Source organism: Streptomyces sp. NPDC002935, from assembly GCF_040611295.1.
Taxonomy (GTDB): Bacteria; Actinomycetota; Actinomycetes; order Streptomycetales; family Streptomycetaceae; genus Streptomyces.
Genome location: NZ_JBEXNW010000002.1, coordinates 334,714 through 352,737, shown reverse-complemented (window position 1 = coordinate 352,737; position 18,024 = coordinate 334,714). Strand labels below are relative to the sequence as shown.

General features: G+C 71.3%; 14 protein-coding genes. 12 read left to right on the top strand and 2 right to left on the bottom strand.

All coding sequences use genetic code 11. From position 1 onward, the window contains the following. The first annotated feature begins 137 nt into the window (after positions 1 to 137). The 4 genes from ABZX90_RS03685 (at position 138) to obgE (ending at position 6,687) form a co-directional block, all read left to right on the top strand. Positions 138 to 4,202: an Rne/Rng family ribonuclease gene (locus tag ABZX90_RS03685; protein ID WP_355201205.1), complete on the top strand. Its 4,065-nt coding sequence runs from the start codon at positions 138 to 140 to the stop codon at positions 4,200 to 4,202. Positions 4,203 to 4,468: 266 nt separating this feature from the next. Beyond that, positions 4,469 to 4,789 (top strand): 50S ribosomal protein L21, encoded by a 321-nt coding sequence (gene rplU, locus ABZX90_RS03680; protein WP_164320786.1) that lies wholly within the window; start codon positions 4,469 to 4,471, stop codon positions 4,787 to 4,789. A 16-nt stretch (positions 4,790 to 4,805) separates the two neighbouring features. Continuing rightward, complete coding sequence (gene rpmA / locus ABZX90_RS03675; RefSeq protein ID WP_037618784.1) at positions 4,806 to 5,060, top strand: 50S ribosomal protein L27; 255 nt, start codon at positions 4,806 to 4,808, stop codon at positions 5,058 to 5,060. A 190-nt stretch (positions 5,061 to 5,250) separates the two neighbouring features. Further along, a complete protein-coding gene (obgE, locus tag ABZX90_RS03670; RefSeq protein ID WP_351119602.1) occupies positions 5,251 to 6,687 on the top strand; it encodes a GTPase ObgE in 1,437 nt (478 codons plus the stop codon). Positions 6,688 to 7,060: 373 nt separating this feature from the next. On the opposite strand, the gene ABZX90_RS03665 is transcribed toward obgE, so the two are convergent. Beyond that, entirely contained in the window at positions 7,061 to 9,175 is a 2,115-nt protein-coding gene (locus ABZX90_RS03665; RefSeq protein ID WP_355201202.1) for a hypothetical protein, read from the bottom strand. Between the two features lie 452 nt (positions 9,176 to 9,627). Between ABZX90_RS03665 and proB the strand changes: the two genes are divergently transcribed. The 5 genes from proB to ABZX90_RS03640 all read left to right on the top strand — a co-directional run bounded on the left by proB (position 9,628) and on the right by ABZX90_RS03640 (position 15,125). Beyond that, positions 9,628 to 10,734: a glutamate 5-kinase gene (gene proB, locus ABZX90_RS03660; RefSeq protein WP_351119809.1), complete on the top strand. Its 1,107-nt coding sequence runs from the start codon at positions 9,628 to 9,630 to the stop codon at positions 10,732 to 10,734. A gap of 407 nt (positions 10,735 to 11,141) precedes the next feature. Continuing rightward, positions 11,142 to 11,600, top strand: a complete 459-nt coding sequence (locus ABZX90_RS03655) for a hypothetical protein (protein ID WP_351119806.1) — start codon at positions 11,142 to 11,144, stop codon at positions 11,598 to 11,600. Positions 11,601 to 11,661: 61 nt separating this feature from the next. Next, complete coding sequence (locus ABZX90_RS03650) at positions 11,662 to 12,948, top strand: glutamate-5-semialdehyde dehydrogenase (RefSeq protein WP_351119598.1); 1,287 nt, start codon at positions 11,662 to 11,664, stop codon at positions 12,946 to 12,948. A gap of 364 nt (positions 12,949 to 13,312) precedes the next feature. Then, positions 13,313 to 13,933 (top strand): hypothetical protein, encoded by a 621-nt coding sequence (locus tag ABZX90_RS03645; protein WP_351119596.1) that lies wholly within the window; start codon positions 13,313 to 13,315, stop codon positions 13,931 to 13,933. A 124-nt stretch (positions 13,934 to 14,057) separates the two neighbouring features. Beyond that, positions 14,058 to 15,125 carry a hypothetical protein gene (locus ABZX90_RS03640; protein ID WP_351119594.1) on the top strand — a complete coding sequence of 356 codons (1,068 nt, stop codon included), beginning with the start codon at positions 14,058 to 14,060 and terminating at the stop codon, positions 15,123 to 15,125. Positions 15,126 to 15,395: 270 nt separating this feature from the next. On the opposite strand, the gene ABZX90_RS03635 is transcribed toward ABZX90_RS03640, so the two are convergent. Beyond that, positions 15,396 to 16,523, bottom strand: coding sequence for a M48 family metallopeptidase (locus ABZX90_RS03635; RefSeq protein ID WP_351119803.1), 1,128 nt, complete (start codon positions 16,521 to 16,523; stop codon positions 15,396 to 15,398). A gap of 70 nt (positions 16,524 to 16,593) precedes the next feature. On the opposite strand from ABZX90_RS03635, the gene ABZX90_RS03630 reads away from it, so the two are divergent. The 3 genes from ABZX90_RS03630 to nadD all read left to right on the top strand — a co-directional run bounded on the left by ABZX90_RS03630 (position 16,594) and on the right by nadD (position 18,010). Beyond that, complete coding sequence (locus ABZX90_RS03630) at positions 16,594 to 16,785, top strand: hypothetical protein (RefSeq protein ID WP_351119821.1); 192 nt, start codon at positions 16,594 to 16,596, stop codon at positions 16,783 to 16,785. Between the two features lie 263 nt (positions 16,786 to 17,048). Then, positions 17,049 to 17,210, top strand: a complete 162-nt coding sequence (locus ABZX90_RS03625; RefSeq protein WP_266758661.1) for a hypothetical protein — start codon at positions 17,049 to 17,051, stop codon at positions 17,208 to 17,210. Positions 17,211 to 17,278: 68 nt separating this feature from the next. Continuing rightward, entirely contained in the window at positions 17,279 to 18,010 is a 732-nt protein-coding gene (gene nadD / locus ABZX90_RS03620) for a nicotinate-nucleotide adenylyltransferase (protein ID WP_351119592.1), read from the top strand. Positions 18,011 to 18,024 lie beyond the last annotated feature (14 nt).

Here is an 18,024-nt window from a genome sequence, read left to right as displayed (position 1 = left end):
GCGAGACAGGACACAGAGAGCTCCCGTGCGGCGCCCGCGCCCCGGACGGCGGCACCGCGCATCGCGCGAGCCGCGGACGTCACCGGTACTGCCGGACCAGGCGCGGCGCCCGGGAGCCTGACGGGAGATCCACCCGCATGCTCGAGCCGACCGAACCCACTGAGGGTTCCGACACCAACAACACTCCTAGCGACACCCTGCCGCCGCGGCGCCGCCGTCGCGCCGCGTCGCGCCCTGCCGGTCCGCCGGCCGCCGCCTCCGAGGCCGCGGCCGAGACCACAGCTCCGGCCATACCGGCCGTGGCATCCGCCGACCTCGTGGCGGAGGAAGCCCTCGCGCAGACCGCTGCCCCGGTGAACGCCGAGGCCGAAGAGACGGACGAGGCCGACGAGGCTCTCGAGACGGTCGCGGTCGAAGAGGTCGAGGAGACTCCGGCCGAGGCCGAGGTCCCCGCCACCACCGCCACCACCGACACCACCGACAACGAAGATGTGGCACCGCGCCGCACGCGTCGCCGTGCCACCCGCCGTGTCTCCGCTCCCGCCGGTGCGCCCGATGCGCCCGATGCGGCCGAGACCGCCGGGATCGCCGAGACCGTGGTGCCCGCCGCCGCGGTCGCGGAGCCCGAGCCCCAGCCCGTCGAAGAGGCCCCGGCCGTCGTCGAGGAGACGGCGCCCGCCGGCCGTACGCGTCGTCGCGCCACCCGCCGTGTCTCCGCGCCCACCGGTGCGCCCGCCACGGCCGAGCCCGCCGAGGCCGTGACGGCCACCGCCGAGCCGGTGACCGCCCCCGCCACCGCGGAGACAGAGGCCGAGGCGCCCGTCGCCGAAGAGGCCGCCCCGCGCCGCACCACCCGTCGTCGTGCCACCCGACGTGCCTCCGCGCCCGCCGGTGCGCCCGAGGGCGACGCCGCCGACGAGCGTGTGGAGGCGCCCGTGACCAGCGAGAAAAAGCCCGAGGATGCCGCGCGGCCGGAGGCCGTGGAGGCCGAGGCCGCGCAGCCCGAGGACGGCGGCGACGGCGCCCCGCGCCGTACCCGCCGCCGCGCCACCCGCAAGGCCGCCGTCGGTTTCTCGGCCCCCGCGCCGAAGGAGACCGACGAGTCCTCGCGGCGCCCCGGCCGTCCGGCCGTCGCCGTGTTCCAGGCTCCGGTGTTCACCGAGCCGATGTTCCAGACGCCCGAGCGGGCCGCCGCCGCGGCTGCCGCGGAGGCCGCCGAGGAGGCCGAGGAAGCCGCCGAGGCTGTGCGGGCCCCCGAGCCGGTCGAGGCCGCCGAGGAGCCGACCACTGGGCGTCGCCGCCGCCGTCGCCGGGGCGTCGAGGACGAGCCGGTGACCGTGGCCGCCGAGGAGCCGCAGCCCGAGGAGTCCGTCGAGGAGGCCGAGGACGCCGACGAGGCGGAGGACGCCATCGAGGGTGACGAGGGCGAGGAGGAGTCCGCGGGCTCCCGTCGCCGTCGCCGTCGGGGCGGCCGTCGCCGCCGCCGTGGCGAGTCCGCCGAGTCGGACAGCGAGGCCGGCGAGGACGACTACGCCGCCGAGCAGGCCGCGCAGGACGCCGAGGACACCGCCGAGCAGGCCGAGGAGGACGCCGAGGAGGGCGACGAGCGCGAGGAGTCGGGCGGCTCCAGCAGCAGCCGTCGCCGTCGCCGTCGCCGCCGTCGTGCCGGTGACTCCGGTGGCGACACCGAGCTCGGCGACAGCGATCCCGAGCGCACCGTCGTCAAGGTCCGCGAGCCGCGTGCCAAGAAGGAAGAGCGGCCCGGCGACGCCACGGACGAGGTGCAGTCCATCAAGGGCTCGACCCGTCTGGAGGCGAAGAAGCAGCGCCGCCGTGAGGGCCGCGAGCAGGGCCGTCGCCGTGTTCCGATCATCACGGAGGCCGAGTTCCTGGCCCGCCGCGAGGCCGTCGAGCGCGTGATGATCGTCCGCCAGAGCGGCGAGCGCACCCAGATCGGCGTCCTCGAGGACAACGTGCTCGTCGAGCACTACGTCAACAAGGAGCAGGCCACCTCGTACGTCGGCAACGTCTACCTGGGCAAGGTCCAGAACGTGCTGCCGTCGATGGAGGCCGCCTTCATCGACATCGGCAAGGGCCGCAACGCGGTGCTCTACGCCGGTGAGGTCAACTTCGAGGCGCTCGGCATGGCCAACGGGCCGCGCCGGATCGAGTCCGCCCTCAAGTCCGGCCAGTCGGTCCTCGTGCAGGTCACCAAGGACCCGATCGGCCACAAGGGCGCGCGTCTGACCAGCCAGGTCTCCCTGCCGGGCCGCTACCTCGTGTACGTACCCGAGGGCTCGATGACCGGCATCAGCCGCAAGCTGCCCGACACCGAGCGCGCGCGTCTGAAGACCATCCTCAAGAAGATCGTCCCCGAGGACGCGGGCGTCATCGTGCGCACCGCCGCCGAGGGCGCGAGCGAGGACGAGCTGAGCCGCGACGTCGAGCGTCTGCAGGCCCAGTGGGAGGACATCCAGAAGAAGGCGAAGAGCGGCAACGCCCCGACCCTGCTCTACGGCGAGCCGGACATGACCGTCCGTGTCGTCCGCGACATCTTCAACGAGGACTTCTCCAAGGTCATCGTCAGCGGTGACGAGGCGTGGGAGACCATCCACGGCTACGTGTCCCACGTGGCGCCCGACCTGACCGACCGGCTGTCGAAGTGGACCTCCGAGGTCGACGTCTTCGCGACGTACCGGATCGACGAGCAGCTGATGAAGGCGCTGGACCGCAAGGTCTGGCTGCCCAGCGGCGGTTCGCTGGTGATCGACAAGACCGAGGCCATGATCGTGGTCGACGTCAACACCGGAAAGTTCACCGGCCAGGGCGGCAACCTCGAGGAGACCGTCACCAGGAACAACCTGGAGGCGGCCGAGGAGATCGTGCGCCAGCTGCGGCTGCGCGACCTGGGCGGCATCGTCGTCATCGACTTCATCGACATGGTCCTGGAGTCCAACCGGGACCTGGTGCTGCGGCGCCTGCTCGAATGCCTGGGACGTGACCGTACGAAGCACCAGGTCGCCGAGGTGACCTCGCTGGGCCTCGTACAGATGACCCGCAAGCGGGTGGGCCAGGGCCTGCTGGAGTCCTTCTCCGAGACCTGCGTCCACTGCAACGGCCGCGGTGTCATCGTGCACATGGAGCAGCCGACGTCCATCGGTGGCGGCGGCAAGCGCAAGAAGCGCGGCCGTGGCGGTGCCGAGCAGGTCCACGAGCACGAGCACGAGCTCACGCACGAGTCGGTCGATGAGCCGGAGACGGTCGAGACCGAGGCCGAGGTGGCCGCCGAGGTCGCCGCGCCCGTCGCGCTCGTCGACACCGAGTTCCAGCCGGACGAGGAGTTCTACGGCAGCGCCGCCGAGGCGGAGGCCGCGGCCACCCGTGGCCGTTCGCGGCGCCGGGCCACCCGGCGCGCGTCCGCTCCGGCGGGCGCGCCGAAGGCCGAGGAGCGCGCTCCCCGCAGCAGGCGCGAGGAGCGGGCCGAGCGGGCCGCCGCCAGGTCCCGTGAGGCCGCCGAGGCCGAGCCGGCCGCGGTCGAGGACCCGGTCGTCGAGTCGCCGGCCGCCGAGCAGCCGGTGATCGAGGCTCCGGTCGAGGCCGCCCCGGCCCCCGTGGCCGCCGTGGCGACGGACGAGGCCGCTCCCCAGGGCCGTACGCGCCGTCGTGCGACCCGCAAGGCCACCGCGCCCGCCGGTTCGCCCAAGGCGGCGGAGGAGGCCGCGGTGACGGTCACGGAGTCCGCTCCGGCGCCCGTCGCCGAGGCCCCCGCGCAGGCCGCCCCCGAGGCCGAGCCGACGCCCGAGCCGGTGGCCGAGAGTGCCGCCCCGGCCCGTCCGCGCCGCCGTGCCGTCCGCAAGGCCACCGCGCCCACCGCGTCCGCGGAGGCGGCCGTCGTGGTCGTCCCGTCGGCCGCAGCGGAGCCGGTCGCCGAGCCCGCCGAGCCGGGGGCCGCCGAGGCCGACGCCGAGGCCGACGCCGAGGCCCCGGCCGCCAAGAAGGCGGCCGCGCGCAAGACGGCCAAGAAGGCGACCGCGAAGAAGGCCGCCGTCAAGAAGACGGTGGCGGCCAAGAAGACGGTCGCCAAGAAGACCACGGCCAAGAAGGCGACCGTGAAGAAGGCGGCCGCCAAGTCCACGGCGAAGAAGACCGCGGCGGCGGAGCAGACGCTCTCCTCCGTCACGGCGTCCACCGACGAGGACTGAGCCTTCACCCGACGTCCCGGGCTCGCGCACACGCGGGGCCCGGGACGTCGCGTGACCGGTGGCACACCCGCGGAGCCCGGCCTGGTTTGACCCTTTCGGCCGTGGCCCCGTAACCTTGACCGTCGGCGTGTCCCCTGACGCGCTGCACCCCCGTAAACCTCTTCCTCCTGGTGTCGAGAGCTTCGCGCTCCGTGCTCCGGGAGAGGCCGCTCGCGCAAGTCGGCGGCTGGACTGCGGGGTCCGTTCCGAGCGAAAGAGAGATCCGCGTGTACGCCATCGTGCGCAGCGGTGGTCGCCAGCACAAGGTTGCTGTCGGCGACATCGTTGAGGTTGACAAGATTCCCACCGCCAAGGTTGGCGACACGGTCGAGCTCTCGACCCTGCTCGTTGTCGACGGCGAAGCCGTGACGAGCGACCCCTGGGTCCTCGCGGGCATCAAGGTCCAGGCCGAGATCGTGGACCACCACAAGGGTGTCAAGATCGACATCCTTCGCTACAAGAACAAGACCGGCTACCGCCGTCGTCAGGGCCACCGCCAGCAGTACACGGCGATCAAGGTCACTGAGATCCCCGCGGCTGCGAAGTAAGGGTAGGGACTGAGACATGGCACACAAGAAGGGCGCATCGTCCACTCGGAACGGTCGCGACTCCAATGCTCAGCGGCTCGGTGTGAAGCGCTTCGGCGGTCAGACCGTCAACGCCGGTGAGATCCTGGTCCGCCAGCGTGGCACCCACTTCCACCCCGGCGTGAGTGTCGGCCGTGGCAAGGACGACACGCTGTTCGCGCTGGCCGCCGGTGCGGTCGAGTTCGGCACGCACCGTGGCCGCAAGGTCGTGAACATCGTTCCGGTCGCCTGATCGAGTCCCGTCGAGGCTGACCCGGTTCCACGCGGACCGGGTCGGGTGCCTCGGGGCCCAGGCTCCGTAGAACAGAGTTCTTCGCGAGGCGGACCTCACTTCCCCCACGGGAAGCAGGTCCGCCTTTCGCGTGTTACGTAAGAGACATTCCGTACGTACAGAAGTAACCGAAGTGCTGGAGGCACCCCACATGACCACCTTCGTGGACCGCGTCGAGCTGCATGTCGCCGCGGGTAGCGGAGGTCACGGCTGTGCCTCCGTACACCGGGAGAAGTTCAAGCCGCTCGGCGGCCCGGACGGCGGCAACGGTGGCCGTGGCGGTGACGTGATCCTGGTCGTCGACCAGTCCGTCACCACGCTGCTCGACTATCACCACTCACCCCATCGCAAGGCCACCAGCGGCAAGCCCGGCGAGGGCGGCAACCGCTCCGGCAAGGACGGCCAGGACCTGGTCCTGCCCGTGCCCGACGGCACGGTCGTGCTCGACAAGGCGGGCAACGTCCTCGCCGACCTCGTCGGACAGGGCACCACGTACGTCGCCGCCGAGGGCGGCCGCGGCGGCCTCGGCAACGCGGCGCTGTCTTCGGCCCGCCGCAAGGCGCCCGGCTTCGCGCTGCTCGGCGTGCCCGGAGGCATGCAGGACATCGTCCTGGAGCTGAAGACCGTCGCCGACGTGGCCCTGGTGGGCTACCCGAGCGCCGGCAAGTCCTCGCTCATCTCGGTCCTGTCCGCAGCCAAGCCGAAGATCGCGGACTACCCGTTCACGACCCTCGTCCCGAACCTGGGCGTGGTGACCGCGGGCGAGACCGTCTACACCATCGCGGACGTGCCCGGTCTCATCCCCGGCGCGAGCCAGGGCAAGGGCCTCGGCCTGGAGTTCCTGCGCCATGTGGAGCGGTGCAGCGTGCTCGTTCACATCCTGGACACGGCCACCCTCGAATCCGAGCGTGACCCGATCTCCGACCTCGACATCATCGAGGAGGAGCTGAAGCAGTACGGCGGTCTGGACAACCGTCCGCGCATGGTCGTTCTCAACAAGATCGACGTGCCGGACGGCAAGGACCTGGCGGAGATGGTCCGCCCCGACCTGGAGAGCCGCGGCTACCGCGTCTTCGAGGTGTCGGCGGTCGCCCACATGGGTCTGAAGGAGCTGTCCTTCGCGCTCGCCGAGGTGGTCGCCGAGGCGCGGGCCGCCAAGCCCAAGGAGGAGGCGACCCGTATCGTCATCCGTCCGAAGGCTGTCGACGACGCAGGCTTCACCGTGGTGCAGGAGGAGGACGGCCTCTTCCGCGTGCGCGGCGAGAAGCCCGAGCGCTGGGTGCGCCAGACCGACTTCAGCAACGACGAGGCCGTCGGCTACCTCGCAGACAGGCTCGCGCGCCTCGGCGTCGAGGAAAAGCTGATGAAGGTGGGCGCCCACTCCGGCGACGGCGTCGCCATCGGCCCCGAGGAGAATGCGGTCGTCTTCGACTGGGAGCCCACCTCCATGGCCGGTGCGGAGATGCTGGGCCGCCGTGGCGAGGACCACCGCTTCGAGGCTCCGCGCCCCGCCACCCAGCGCCGCAGGGACAAGCAGGCCGAGCGGGACGAGTCGCAGAAGGAGTACGACGACTTCGAGCCGTTCTAGGCAGCAGGAACGTCAACAGTGCGGGCCCGACCTCTACGGAGGCCGGGCCCGCGCTGCTGTGTGGCCCCGTCCGATCTCTGCGGAGGCCGGGCCCGCGCTGCTGTGTGGCCCCGTCCGATCTCTGCGGAGGCCGGGCCCGCGCTGCTGTGTGGCCGTCCGATCTCTCCGGATACCGGGTCCGTCTCTCCGGAGACTGGGCCCGCATGCAGTGCGGCCGTCCGACGCGGGGCCGGACCCGTACCCGGGGCAGGGGCGACGAGCCGGCCTCCGCGGACGGCGTCGACGGCCGCGGGTCGTGGAAAACCCCAGGGGCCGGATCGCGTGGATCCGGCCCCTGGGGTTCTGCCCGGCCGCCGGCGAGGCGGCCGAGGCGCTACGCGTTGACCGAGTCCTCGGCCCCGCTGTCCTCCGAGTCGGAGTCCGAGTCCGGGCCGAGTCCCTGGTCGGACTCGTGGGCCGTCTCCTCGGCCGCCCCGCGCTGTGAGGGGATCTCCGCGGCGATGCGGGAGTTCATGCGCGTCCGCCGCTCGTCCGCCTTCGTGCACAGGTCCCTGATGGCAGCGTCGAAGCGGGCCAGGGACGGCGGGTCCGAGGGGCCCAGCAGGTGCTCCTTGAGCTCGGCGCGGGCCGCGGTGAACTCGTCGTGCTCCGGGTGGCGGACCGCGTTCAGGAGGGCCGGGACGCCGTCCGCCGCGGGCGTGAGGATGGCGCCCGCGGACACCGTGGGGAACCCGGCGCGGAAGGCCGCCTCAGGCAGGCCCGAGGTGTTGGCGACCGCGTACGGCTTCTCGCTGGACAGCCAGTCCGAGACGACCGACGAGACGTCGCTGATCAGCAGGTCGGCCCGGTTGAAGCAGGCGAAGATCGCCGGACGCGCGCCCGTGATGATCTGGTGCTCCCACTCCGGGAAGGACGCCCAGAAGGCGGACTCCCATGCCGTCGTCGCCCGGGCGATCTCCGCCTCGCGGTCGCCCCGCGGCGCGCCCTGCAGCAGCATCCGCTCCATTTCGTCCGCGCTCTTACGGAAGGCGGTCGAGGTCAGCGTGTCCAACTCGGCTGCACGGCGGGCCAGTTCGGCCGCGGCCTCCGGGCCGGGACGGGCGCCGGAACGCCGGGTGTTGGCCTCGCGGATCATCGCCATGATGCGCTCGTTCGCCCGACCCGCGCGCGGATCGACGGAGCCGGTCATCGGGTGCGGCTTGTACAGCAGGCGCACACCTTCGTCGGCGAGCAGGTGACGCACTATGTTCTCGCCGGCCAGGACCACGGACGTGTTGCCCGGGTTGCCGTCCCAGCCCTCCCAGGTGGGGGCGTACAGGACGGTCGTGTACGTGCCGGTCGGCGGGCCCGAGTACTGGCGTATCGGCGTCAGCTGCGGTCGGCCGACCTCGACGATGTCCTTGTCCTCGACGCCGACCTCGGCGAGCGCGTACCGCTCGCGTGCGGCGGGACCGGCGACCCACACCTCGTCGTAGGCCTTCGCGTACGGGTTGCAGGAGGAGAGCTTGTCGCTCTCGCCGTGATTGATGAAGGCGTGCTTGATCGTGGGGATGCGCAGCACCTGCGAGGTCTTCGCGGCGTTGGCCGGGTGCAGCATCATCTTCAGCGTCGAGTTCTCCAGCGAGAACATCGTGGAGACCTTCGGGAAGCAGATGATCGGGACGTCGGTCGCGTCGATCTTCTGCACCATGAAACGCTCACGCAGCACGATCAGCGGCTTGGCGTCGATCTGCGAGAGCGTGGAGAGCCACATGTTCGCCTGGTACGCGGACGTGCTGCCGCCCGAGAAGTACATGGCCACCGTCGGCTGGTAGTCGGCCAGCCACTGATCGACCCACTCCACGACCTTCGCCTCGCTCTTGGCGCGCTTCTTGGGAAGCAGCCAGGTGCCGAGGTAGACGGTGCCGCCGATGGTCAGCGCGATGGCGATGCCCTCGCCGATTGCGCCCCAGACGGCGTTCGTGGTGGCGGCGGTGACCAGCAGGCCGGTCGTCGCCGGGAGGGAGAAGGTCAGCAGCCGGCTGCCCTGGCGACGGGCCAGGATGCGCGGCGGTGCGGCGGTCAGCCTCAGCGAGGTCGCGTCGATGTTCCGGGTGACGATCGGCAGCGTGCGGGTGCGGCGCACCAGGACCGAGACGGCCTGGCAGGAGAAGTGCAGCGCGTAGAAGGCGCATATCCCGATCAGCAGGGGTGCCTGCTCGTGTGTCGGGTTGATGCCGTCGATCCGCAGCAGCCCCACCAGGATCAGCATGTCGCGCAGCAGCTGGCGGACGGTGACGACGAAGTGCACCTTCCCGAGAGCCGAGAGCAGACCGGGGTCGCGATACTGCAGATACAGGTCCAGAAGGAGACCTGCCGCGCTCGCGGCGACGAACACCTGGACGTTCGGCAACAGCGCCGAGGCGATCTGGGCCATGAAGAAGGCGAGCATCGCGAGCAGCGCGGAGAGCTGCACGATACGGCGGGGGGCGAGGCCTCTGGACGGCACGGGCTGGGCTCCTGCGAGGGGTATGCAGCGGATGGGGATCAGGTGCGGCCGAGCTGTCACCAACGGAAGGCCGAGGACTGACCGTATGACCTGCAAGTCCCGCCTAGCAATCTTCCGTGGGAACAATCACTGCATAGCGCACATATTGCCCGGAGACTCTCTGGGCGGGCTGTGAGAGGACGGTTCCGGAGTGGGCGGGCCCACATCGGAAAGTGGTCACGCTCACACTCCGGGCCGGGGTTCGCTCGCGCTCCGACCGGGGCGTCCGCACACCGGAGTCCGGCGTCGTCGCCGTACGGGAACCGCGGTCGCCGCCCTACGGGAACCCGGGTCGTCCGCCCGTCGAAACGGGGAGTCGCCCGGGGCCCCCGCTCGCGTAGATTGCACACACCGGGCTGGTCGGAACATTGGGGAATCGCGTGTCAGCGGCAAGGAAAGCGGTGCGAGCGGGCGTGGCCGAGGCCCACAGGGTCGTCGTCAAGGTGGGCTCCTCGTCGCTCACCACCGCCTCCGGCGGCCTCGACGCGGACCGGGTCGACGCCCTCGTGGACGTCCTCGCCAAGGCGCGCAGCGGCGGCGAGAAGGAGATCGTCCTCGTCTCCTCCGGCGCCATCGCCGCCGGGCTCGCGCCGCTCGGACTGCGCCGCCGTCCCAAGGACCTCGCCCGTCAGCAGGCAGCCGCCAGTGTCGGCCAGGGCCTTCTGGTGGCCCGCTACACCGCCTCCTGCGCCCGCCACGGCATCCGCGTCGGACAGGTGCTCCTCACCTCCGACGACACCAGCCGCCGCGCCCACCACCGCAATGCCTCACGCACCCTCGACAAGCTCCTCGCGATGGGCGCCCTGCCGGTCGTCAACGAGAACGACACGGTGGCCACGGACGAGATCCGCTTCGGCGACAACGACCGTCTCGCCGCCCTCGTCGCCCATCTCGTACGCGCGGATCTGCTCGTCCTGCTCTCCGACGTGGACGGGGTCTACGACGGCGACCCCAGCAAGCCCGGCACCTCGCGGATCGCGGAGGTGCGGGCGCCCTCCGACCTCGCCGGCATCGAGATCGGCAGCGCGGGCAAGGCGGGCGTCGGCACCGGCGGCATGGTCACCAAGGTCGAGGCGGCCAGGATCGCCGCCGCGGCCGGCATCCCGGTGGTGCTGACCAGCGCGATCCACTCCGCCGACGCCCTCGCGGGCCGGGACACCGGCACCTTCTTCCACGCCACCGGCAAGCGGTCCGCCGACAGGCTGCTGTGGCTCCAGCACGCCTCCACCCCGCAGGGCGCGCTCACCCTGGACGACGGCGCCGTGCGCGCGGTCGTCCAGCGGCGCACGTCGCTGCTGCCCGCGGGCATCGCGGCCGTCGAGGGCGAGTTCACCGCGGGTGACCCGGTCGAGCTGCGCGACAGCACGGGACGGGCCGTCGCGCGAGGACTGGTGAACTTCGACGCCAAGGAGATCCCGCAGCTGATCGGCCGCTCCACCCGGGAACTGGCGCGTGAGCTGGGCCCCGCGTACGAGCGCGAGGTCGTGCACCGCGACGACCTCGTCCTGCTGAATCCGTGAACCGCGCACGCCACCGCCCGCACCGGTAGGACGCGCGTCCGGACGTCCGGATCCGCGAGACACGCATCCTGTGCCCGTATCAGCACCCATCCGGCGCTCGCATCAAGGGGACGCGCGAACCGCCGTACGCACCCGTAGGACGTCCCTCCCACCGCCCGCGTCCATGAGACGCGCGTCTCATCGAGCGGATGTCACGCAGTCCTCATCTGCCAGACAGCGGCTCCCGAGTCCCTGCCGCATCCCTGAAACAGCTGTCCACTACACCCGTAAACGGCCGATTCCCCCGCCCCCGCCGGGGGACGTTCCGTAAAACCGCCACACGGCGGCTTCTCACCTGCTCAACTTTGTGGCAGGGAGAGTCCGGGATCCGGTACGACCATTGGGTAAAGGAGGCCGTCGTGAGACGAGTGCGCCCTGGGGCGGCGGCGTCCCGCGGTGGTCCCGCCTCCCGAGCCGCGGGCGAGGAACGGGCCCTGACCAGTGTCGCGGCCGGTGACACCTACGAGGGCGAGCGGCCGGCCGAACAGCCCCGCTTGTGGCACGTCACGCTGAGCGTGTCGGGCGGTGAAGCTCCGCTGGGCGAGGTCAGGCGCGCTCTCGAACAGCTCGCGCACGACCACCCCTTTCTGCTGACCAGCCGCTACGCCAACGACCACGCGGAGATCCGCTACTGGGAAGAGGCCCGCGACCTGCACGACGCGGCGGCCGTCGCGCTGCGCCTGTGGGGCGAGCACCGCCAGACCGCCAAACTCCCGCCCTGGGAGATCGTCGGCCTGGAGGTCATCGACCGCGAGACGTACCACCAGCGGATCGCGGAGGGGTACGGGCCGCTGCCGGCGACACCCGTCGGAGTTCACCCCTTTTGAGCCTGTCTCGCCGTATGGGACAACCGCTGGACGGTCCCGCCGGGCCCACTACCCTTCCCTCATGACCACGCTCTCGCCGTACGACTCGATGTCCCCGGTCACCCAGGCCGCCTATCGCGCGAAGTCGGCCGCCGCCGACCTGGCGCCCCTGCCGCGGGCCGAGAAGGACGACGCGCTGCTCGCGATCGCGGACGCGCTGGAAGTGCGTACGAGCGAAATCGTCGCCGCCAACGCCAAGGACATCGAGCGCGCCCGCGAGGCCGGGACCAGCGAGACCGTCATCGACCGGCTCACGCTCACCCCCGAGCGGGTGCGCGCGATCGCCTCCGACGTCCGCGACGTCGTGGCGCTGCCCGACCCGGTCGGCGAGGTCGTCCGCGGCTCGACCCTCCCGAACGGCATCGACCTGCGCCAGGTCCGTGTCCCGCTCGGCGTCGTCGGCATCATCTACGAGGCCCGCCCGAACGTGACCGTCGACGCGGCCGCCCTGTGCCTGAAGTCCGGCAACGCGGTCCTGCTGCGCGGCTCGTCCTCCGCCTACGAGTCGAACACGGCCCTCGTCCGCGTCCTGCGCGACGCCGTGGGCGGCGCCGGACTGCCCGCCGACGCCATCCAGCTCGTGCCCGGCGAGGGCCGCGAGTCGGTCCGTGAACTGATGCGCGCCCGCGGCCTGGTCGACGTCCTCATCCCGCGCGGCGGCGCCTCCCTGATCCGCACGGTCGTCCAGGAGTCCACCGTCCCGGTCATCGAGACCGGCACCGGCAACTGCCATGTGTACGTCGACGCGCAGGCCGACCTCGACATGGCCGTCGACATCCTGATCAACTCCAAGGCCCAGCGGCCCAGCGTCTGCAACTCCGCCGAGACCCTCCTGGTCCACCAGGACATCGCCGCCGACTTCCTGCCGCGCGCCCTGGACGCCCTCGCGGACGCCGGGGTCACCGTGCACGCCGACGAGCGAGTCCTCGCCTACGCCAAGGACTCCAAGGCCACCGTCGTGGAGGCCACGGCGGAGGACTGGGACACCGAGTACCTGTCCTACGACATCGCGGCGGCCGTCGTGGACTCGCTCGACAAGGCCGTGTCGCACATCCGGCTGTGGAGTTCCGGCCACACCGAGGCCATCGTCACCACCTCGCAGCAGGCGGCCCGTCGGTTCACCCAGCTGGTCGACTCGACGACGGTCGCGGTGAACGCCTCGACCCGGTTCACCGACGGCGGCCAGTTCGGCTTCGGCGCCGAGATCGGCATCTCCACGCAGAAGCTGCACGCGCGGGGCCCGATGGGGCTGCCGGAGCTGACCAGCACGAAGTACATCGTCACGGGCGACGGCCACATCCGGCGCTGAGAGGCGCTGAGACACCGGCAGGAGCCAGGAGCCAGGAGCCAGGAGCCAGGAGCTACGGGCTATGGGCTCCGGGGCTGCGTGCCCCGGGGACACGGGGCGGGCAGTCGGGCGGCTCCGTGAGCGGCGGAGCCACGCTCCGGGCGGGCCGGGGCTCCCGGAGACCCAGGAGCACCGGGAAAGCCCGGAGGCGGGCTTGTGGGGGCGCACGAACGGCGTGCGCAGGGCGCGCGGCAGGCATCGCGTCGGGCGCCGGGGCGTGCGGTGGGCGGTGCACGGCCCGCGATCCGCGCGAGGCGCGTCTCGTCAGGTGGATGAATTTCCATACCGTCTGCCCAAATTGACCCCCCAGGTCTACTCTGGATCCGTGCCGGAGGACGTGGGGGGCACGCCGTTCCCTGACGGCTGGGAGCCCGACGACGACCACGACCGCGGGGGCGCGGACGAAGAGTTCGCCTCCGTGGTCTTCGACGAGGACTTCGTACGGGCGGCGGTGATCCACGAACCGACCGCCGTGGAGAGACTGCTCGCAGCCGCCCAGGCCCGCGCGGAAGCCTCCGAGGCCGAGGCGCAGGCGCGCCGGGCGCACGCCCGCGGCCTCCGTGGTGACGACGATCGCTACGAGGACGGCTTCGGCCCCGACGACCACGGCGATTTCGGCCACGATCCCGATCTGGACGATCTGGACGACACCGAGGTCCTGGAAGGTCGCTACGGCGCACTGGGCCTGTACGGCCGGCCCTACGGCAAGCAGACCCGCTGGCACCGTCCCGTCGCCTGGATCCTCGCCCTCGTCATGGGCATCGGCATGGTCGCCCTCGCCTTCACGGCGGTCTATCGCGGCGCTTCGTCGAGCGGTGAGGAGCAAGTCCCCTCACCCGCCTCCTCCGGTCTCGAACAGGGCCGGGAGAAAGTCACCGGCACCGGCCCCTCCGCCTCGGCCGACTACTCCCAGCCGGCGGTGTCGGCGGTACCGCGGACACCCTGAGGCCGGTCTCCCCGTCGAGGCACCGACGATCCCTCGAACAGCGTGACCGTCCTGGTGAGAACCTGTCAGAACTTGTCGCGCACCACAGCGTTTACCAGGGCTCCCGGAGACCTACTCTGAATGTATGGGCGGGCCTGGAGACCCACCTGAGGGGACACCCGAGGGCGCTCCCACTGGTGGAGAGGACGAGTACCGATCCGTCGTCTTCGACGAGTCGTTCGTCCGTGCTGCCCGTCTCCAGGAGTTCTCCGCCCAGGAACGCATGGCCGACCACAGCCCGGCCGTACGCCGCCGCCCGCCCCTTCAGCGAGGGCTGTCCCGGCAGGCGCTGATCCTCGTCCTGCTGATCGCCATAGCCTTCGGCACCGCGATCTACATGGGCGTACGCCACCCGTACCAGACCCCCGTCACCCAGCCGGCCGAACCGCTGCGGATGACGGTGATCCCCCTGGCCCCACAGACCGCCGTGCCGGGCTCCACGAACACCGACGAGCTGTACGCCGACAGTCCGGCCGCCCAGTTCCGCATCGGTGCCGACGGCATCACGCTGCCCGCCTCCCGGCGCACCGCGCACTTCTCCGAGAGCCAGGTCGTCACCGCCCTGACCACCGCGAAGGACTACCTCGTCGAGTCGTCCCTCGACCCGAGCGTCCTGACCGGAGGCGCCACCCGGCCCGTGCGGATCCTGCTCGACCCGCAGCAGCTCGACCAGTTCGACCAGAGCTTCGAGCACCCCACCGCCGACGGACGGCACGCCCCGACCGGCTGGCTGGTCCGCTTCGACGCGACCCGGGCGCAGCTCGCCGACAAGAAGATCCGGGTGCAGGGCACCCTCCAGGCCGCAGAGTCCGACGCGAACACCCTGGAGGTCATCGCCGACCACACCTTCGTCTACGCGCTCAAGCCGACCGGCGCGAACGCCGAGGCCAAGGCGTCGCTGTTCACCGTCCGGCGCGAGCTGCACTTCCGCTTCGACCGTGACGACCTGCGCATGCACCAGGCCGAGCTGTTGATGTCCTACGTCCAGGCCGGTCCGCTCACCTGCTCGGAGGACTCGGTGAGTCGGCTCCGGCCGCTGCTCGCGGGCGAGACGGCCAAGGCGGGCGGCCCGGCCGGCACCGACCCGTACGCCACCGGCAGCGCGACCGCCCTGTGCGGTTCGCTGGCCAAGAGCGCGCAGCCGAAGGTCTAGGGGTGCCGTTCGGATCGTCCAGGGTCCGCGCGCGACGCCTGGCAAGGCACCTCGCCGCGCTGTCGCCTCATCTGAGTACGTCCATCCAGCACGTCCAGCACGCCCAGTACGCGGGTGACGCTCCGTTTTGCGATGCACCGCCCGGACGCCGCAGCCTGATCCGGCCTGATCCGGGGTGATCCGAGGTGATCCGAACGACACCCCAGCCGGACCGCCGGGCGGCGCCGTGAGATCAGGGCGGCGGCACCCGGGCGGTATCCGGCGGAGCGATCAGCCGCGGCCGTCGGTGTCGGTGTCCTCGTCGCCGGAGCGGTCCTCGCGCGGCGTCTCCTCGGCACCGGCGTCCTTGGGCGCGCTGCTCCCGAAGCCTCCGAAGCCGCGCCGTACCCGGCCTCCGAGGTCGCCCGCGCCGCCCGCGATGTCGCTGACCAGCTTCATCAGCGGGTCCTTGGAGTTCTTCATGTCGCTGGCGTAGCTGGCCGCAGACTGCCGGAAGGAGTCCGACACCGAGGTGTCCTTGTCCGCGTCACGCCGCGGGTAGTGGCCGTCCATGATCCGCTGGTAGTCCCGGGACTCCGCCCACTTCTTCAGCTCGGCCGCCCGGACCGCGGTGAAGGGGTGCGTGCGCGGCAGCACATTGAGGATCTTGAGAACGGAGTCCCGCAGGTCGCCCGCCGACTCGTACTCCTCGGCCTGCGCGAGGAACGCGTCCACGTTCATCTCGTGCAGATGGTTGCCGCCCGCGATCTTCATCAGGCCGCGCATCGAGGCCCGCAGGTCCTGGCCGACCAGGAGCCCGGCGCGGTCCGCGGACAGCTCCGACTTGCGGAACCACTCACGCAGCGCGGTCACGATCGCCATGATCGCGAGGTTCCCCAGCGGGATCCAGGCGACCCGGACCGCGAGGTTGGTGAGGAACAGCAGGATCGTGCGGTAGACGGCGTGACCGGACAGCGCGTGACCGGCCTCGTGGCCGATGACCGCCCGCATCTCCTCCTCGTCCAACAGCTCGACGAGCCCGGTCGTCACCACGATGATCGGATCGTCCAGTCCGATGCACATCGCGTTCGGCTGCGGGTCCTGGTTCACGTACATCGGTGGGACCTTCTCCAGGTCCAGGATGTAACAGGCGTCCCGCAGCATGTCGTTGAGGTGCGCGAACTGGGCGTCCGAGACGCGCACCGAGTCGGACAGGAACAGCAGCCGCAGGCTGCGCTCGGGCAGCAGACCGCTCAGCGCCTTGAAGACCGTGTCGAAGCCGCTGAGCTTGCGCAGGGCCACCAGGGCCGAGCGGTCCGCCGGGTGTTCGTAGGCCCGCGAGGAGATCCCCTCGAACCGCTTGCGCTGCCTGCTCGGCACCTTCTCGTGCCCGTTCTGGTCGTGGCCGTCGTCGGACATGTGTTCCCCCATGTGCGTCTGTGTGCCCTATGTGCCCCCAAGGCAGGGACCAGCCTAGGCGGAGATACCGTTGGCGGGCAGTACAGAGAAGGAGTCGTACGTCATGGAGCACATCCCCGCAGCCGCCTGGCTCACCGAAGCCGCGAACGCGGCAGGCAAGCAGGGCCCGGGCGATCTGCTCCGTGTCGTGCTGATCGTCATGATCATCGGCGTGGTCCTGGCCGCCTGGTTCCTGCTGCGCGGCTACAAGCGCGACGACTGAGACGACTACGGCCGAAGCGGTCACCACCTCGAACGAGCCCCTTCCGGCGAGGCGGTCACGGCGACCCGGCCGGCCCGGCAGGCCGGGACAGGCCACGGCGGACGATCCCGCGAGGCGGTCACGGCAACCGGCGTCCCCAACGGCGGAGTCGGCGTGTTCGCGGCCGAGGCGCCCGCATACGATGGGCCGACGTCTTTATCCCGCCCTTCCCCACTCTCGGCTTCGGTCGAGCGGGGGACACCCATCGGATAGGTCCTGCCGAGATGAGCTTCCAGAGCACCGCTGCACAGTTGGTCACCGTTGCCGCCGAGGGCGAGAACGGCGGCAACCACGAAAGCCTCAGCCCGTACCTGACCGGCGGCGGGGCCCTGTTCATCCTGCTTCTGCTGCTGTGGATCACCACGCGCTTCAACCGGGACCGCTGAGCCCACCGGGCCCGATCGGGGCCCCTCTCCGCCGGAGCCCGTCGGCCGGGCCGGTAGGGTCTGCACGCATGGGAGAGCAGGACATGCCTACCGGTCCGGCGAGTGACACGGAGAGCGGCGCCGACGGTGCCGCCACGGGCAGTGCGAGCGGGACGGCCGGCAGCACGGTGAAGCGCCTGACGACCGGCCCCGGCAACGGCCCCTCGAATCCGGGCAAGCGCCGCCTCGGCGTCATGGGCGGCACCTTCGACCCGATCCACCACGGACACCTGGTCGCGGCCAGCGAGGTCGCCGCTCAGTTCCACCTCGACGAGGTGGTGTTCGTACCGACCGGGCAGCCGTGGCAGAAGACCGACCGCAAGGTCACCCCGGCCGAGGACCGCTATCTGATGACGGTCATCGCGACCGCCGAGAACCCCCAGTTCTCGGTCAGCCGCATCGACATCGACCGCGGCGGCCCGACCTACACGACGGACACGCTGCGCGACCTGCGCTCGCTCAACCCGGACGCGGACCTCTTCTTCATCACCGGCGCCGACGCGCTCGGCCAGATCCTCACCTGGCGCTACACGGAAGAACTGTTCTCCCTCGCGCACTTCATCGGGGTCACCCGGCCCGGCCACACCCTGACCGACCCGGGACTCCCGGAGGGCGGTGTCTCGCTCGTCGAGGTTCCCGCGCTCGCCATCTCGTCCACAGACTGCCGTGCCAGAGTCGCGAAGGGCGACCCCGTCTGGTACCTGGTGCCGGACGGTGTGGTGCGCTACATCGACAAGCGTGAGCTGTACCGCGGCCAGTGAGCCGAGAGGGGCAC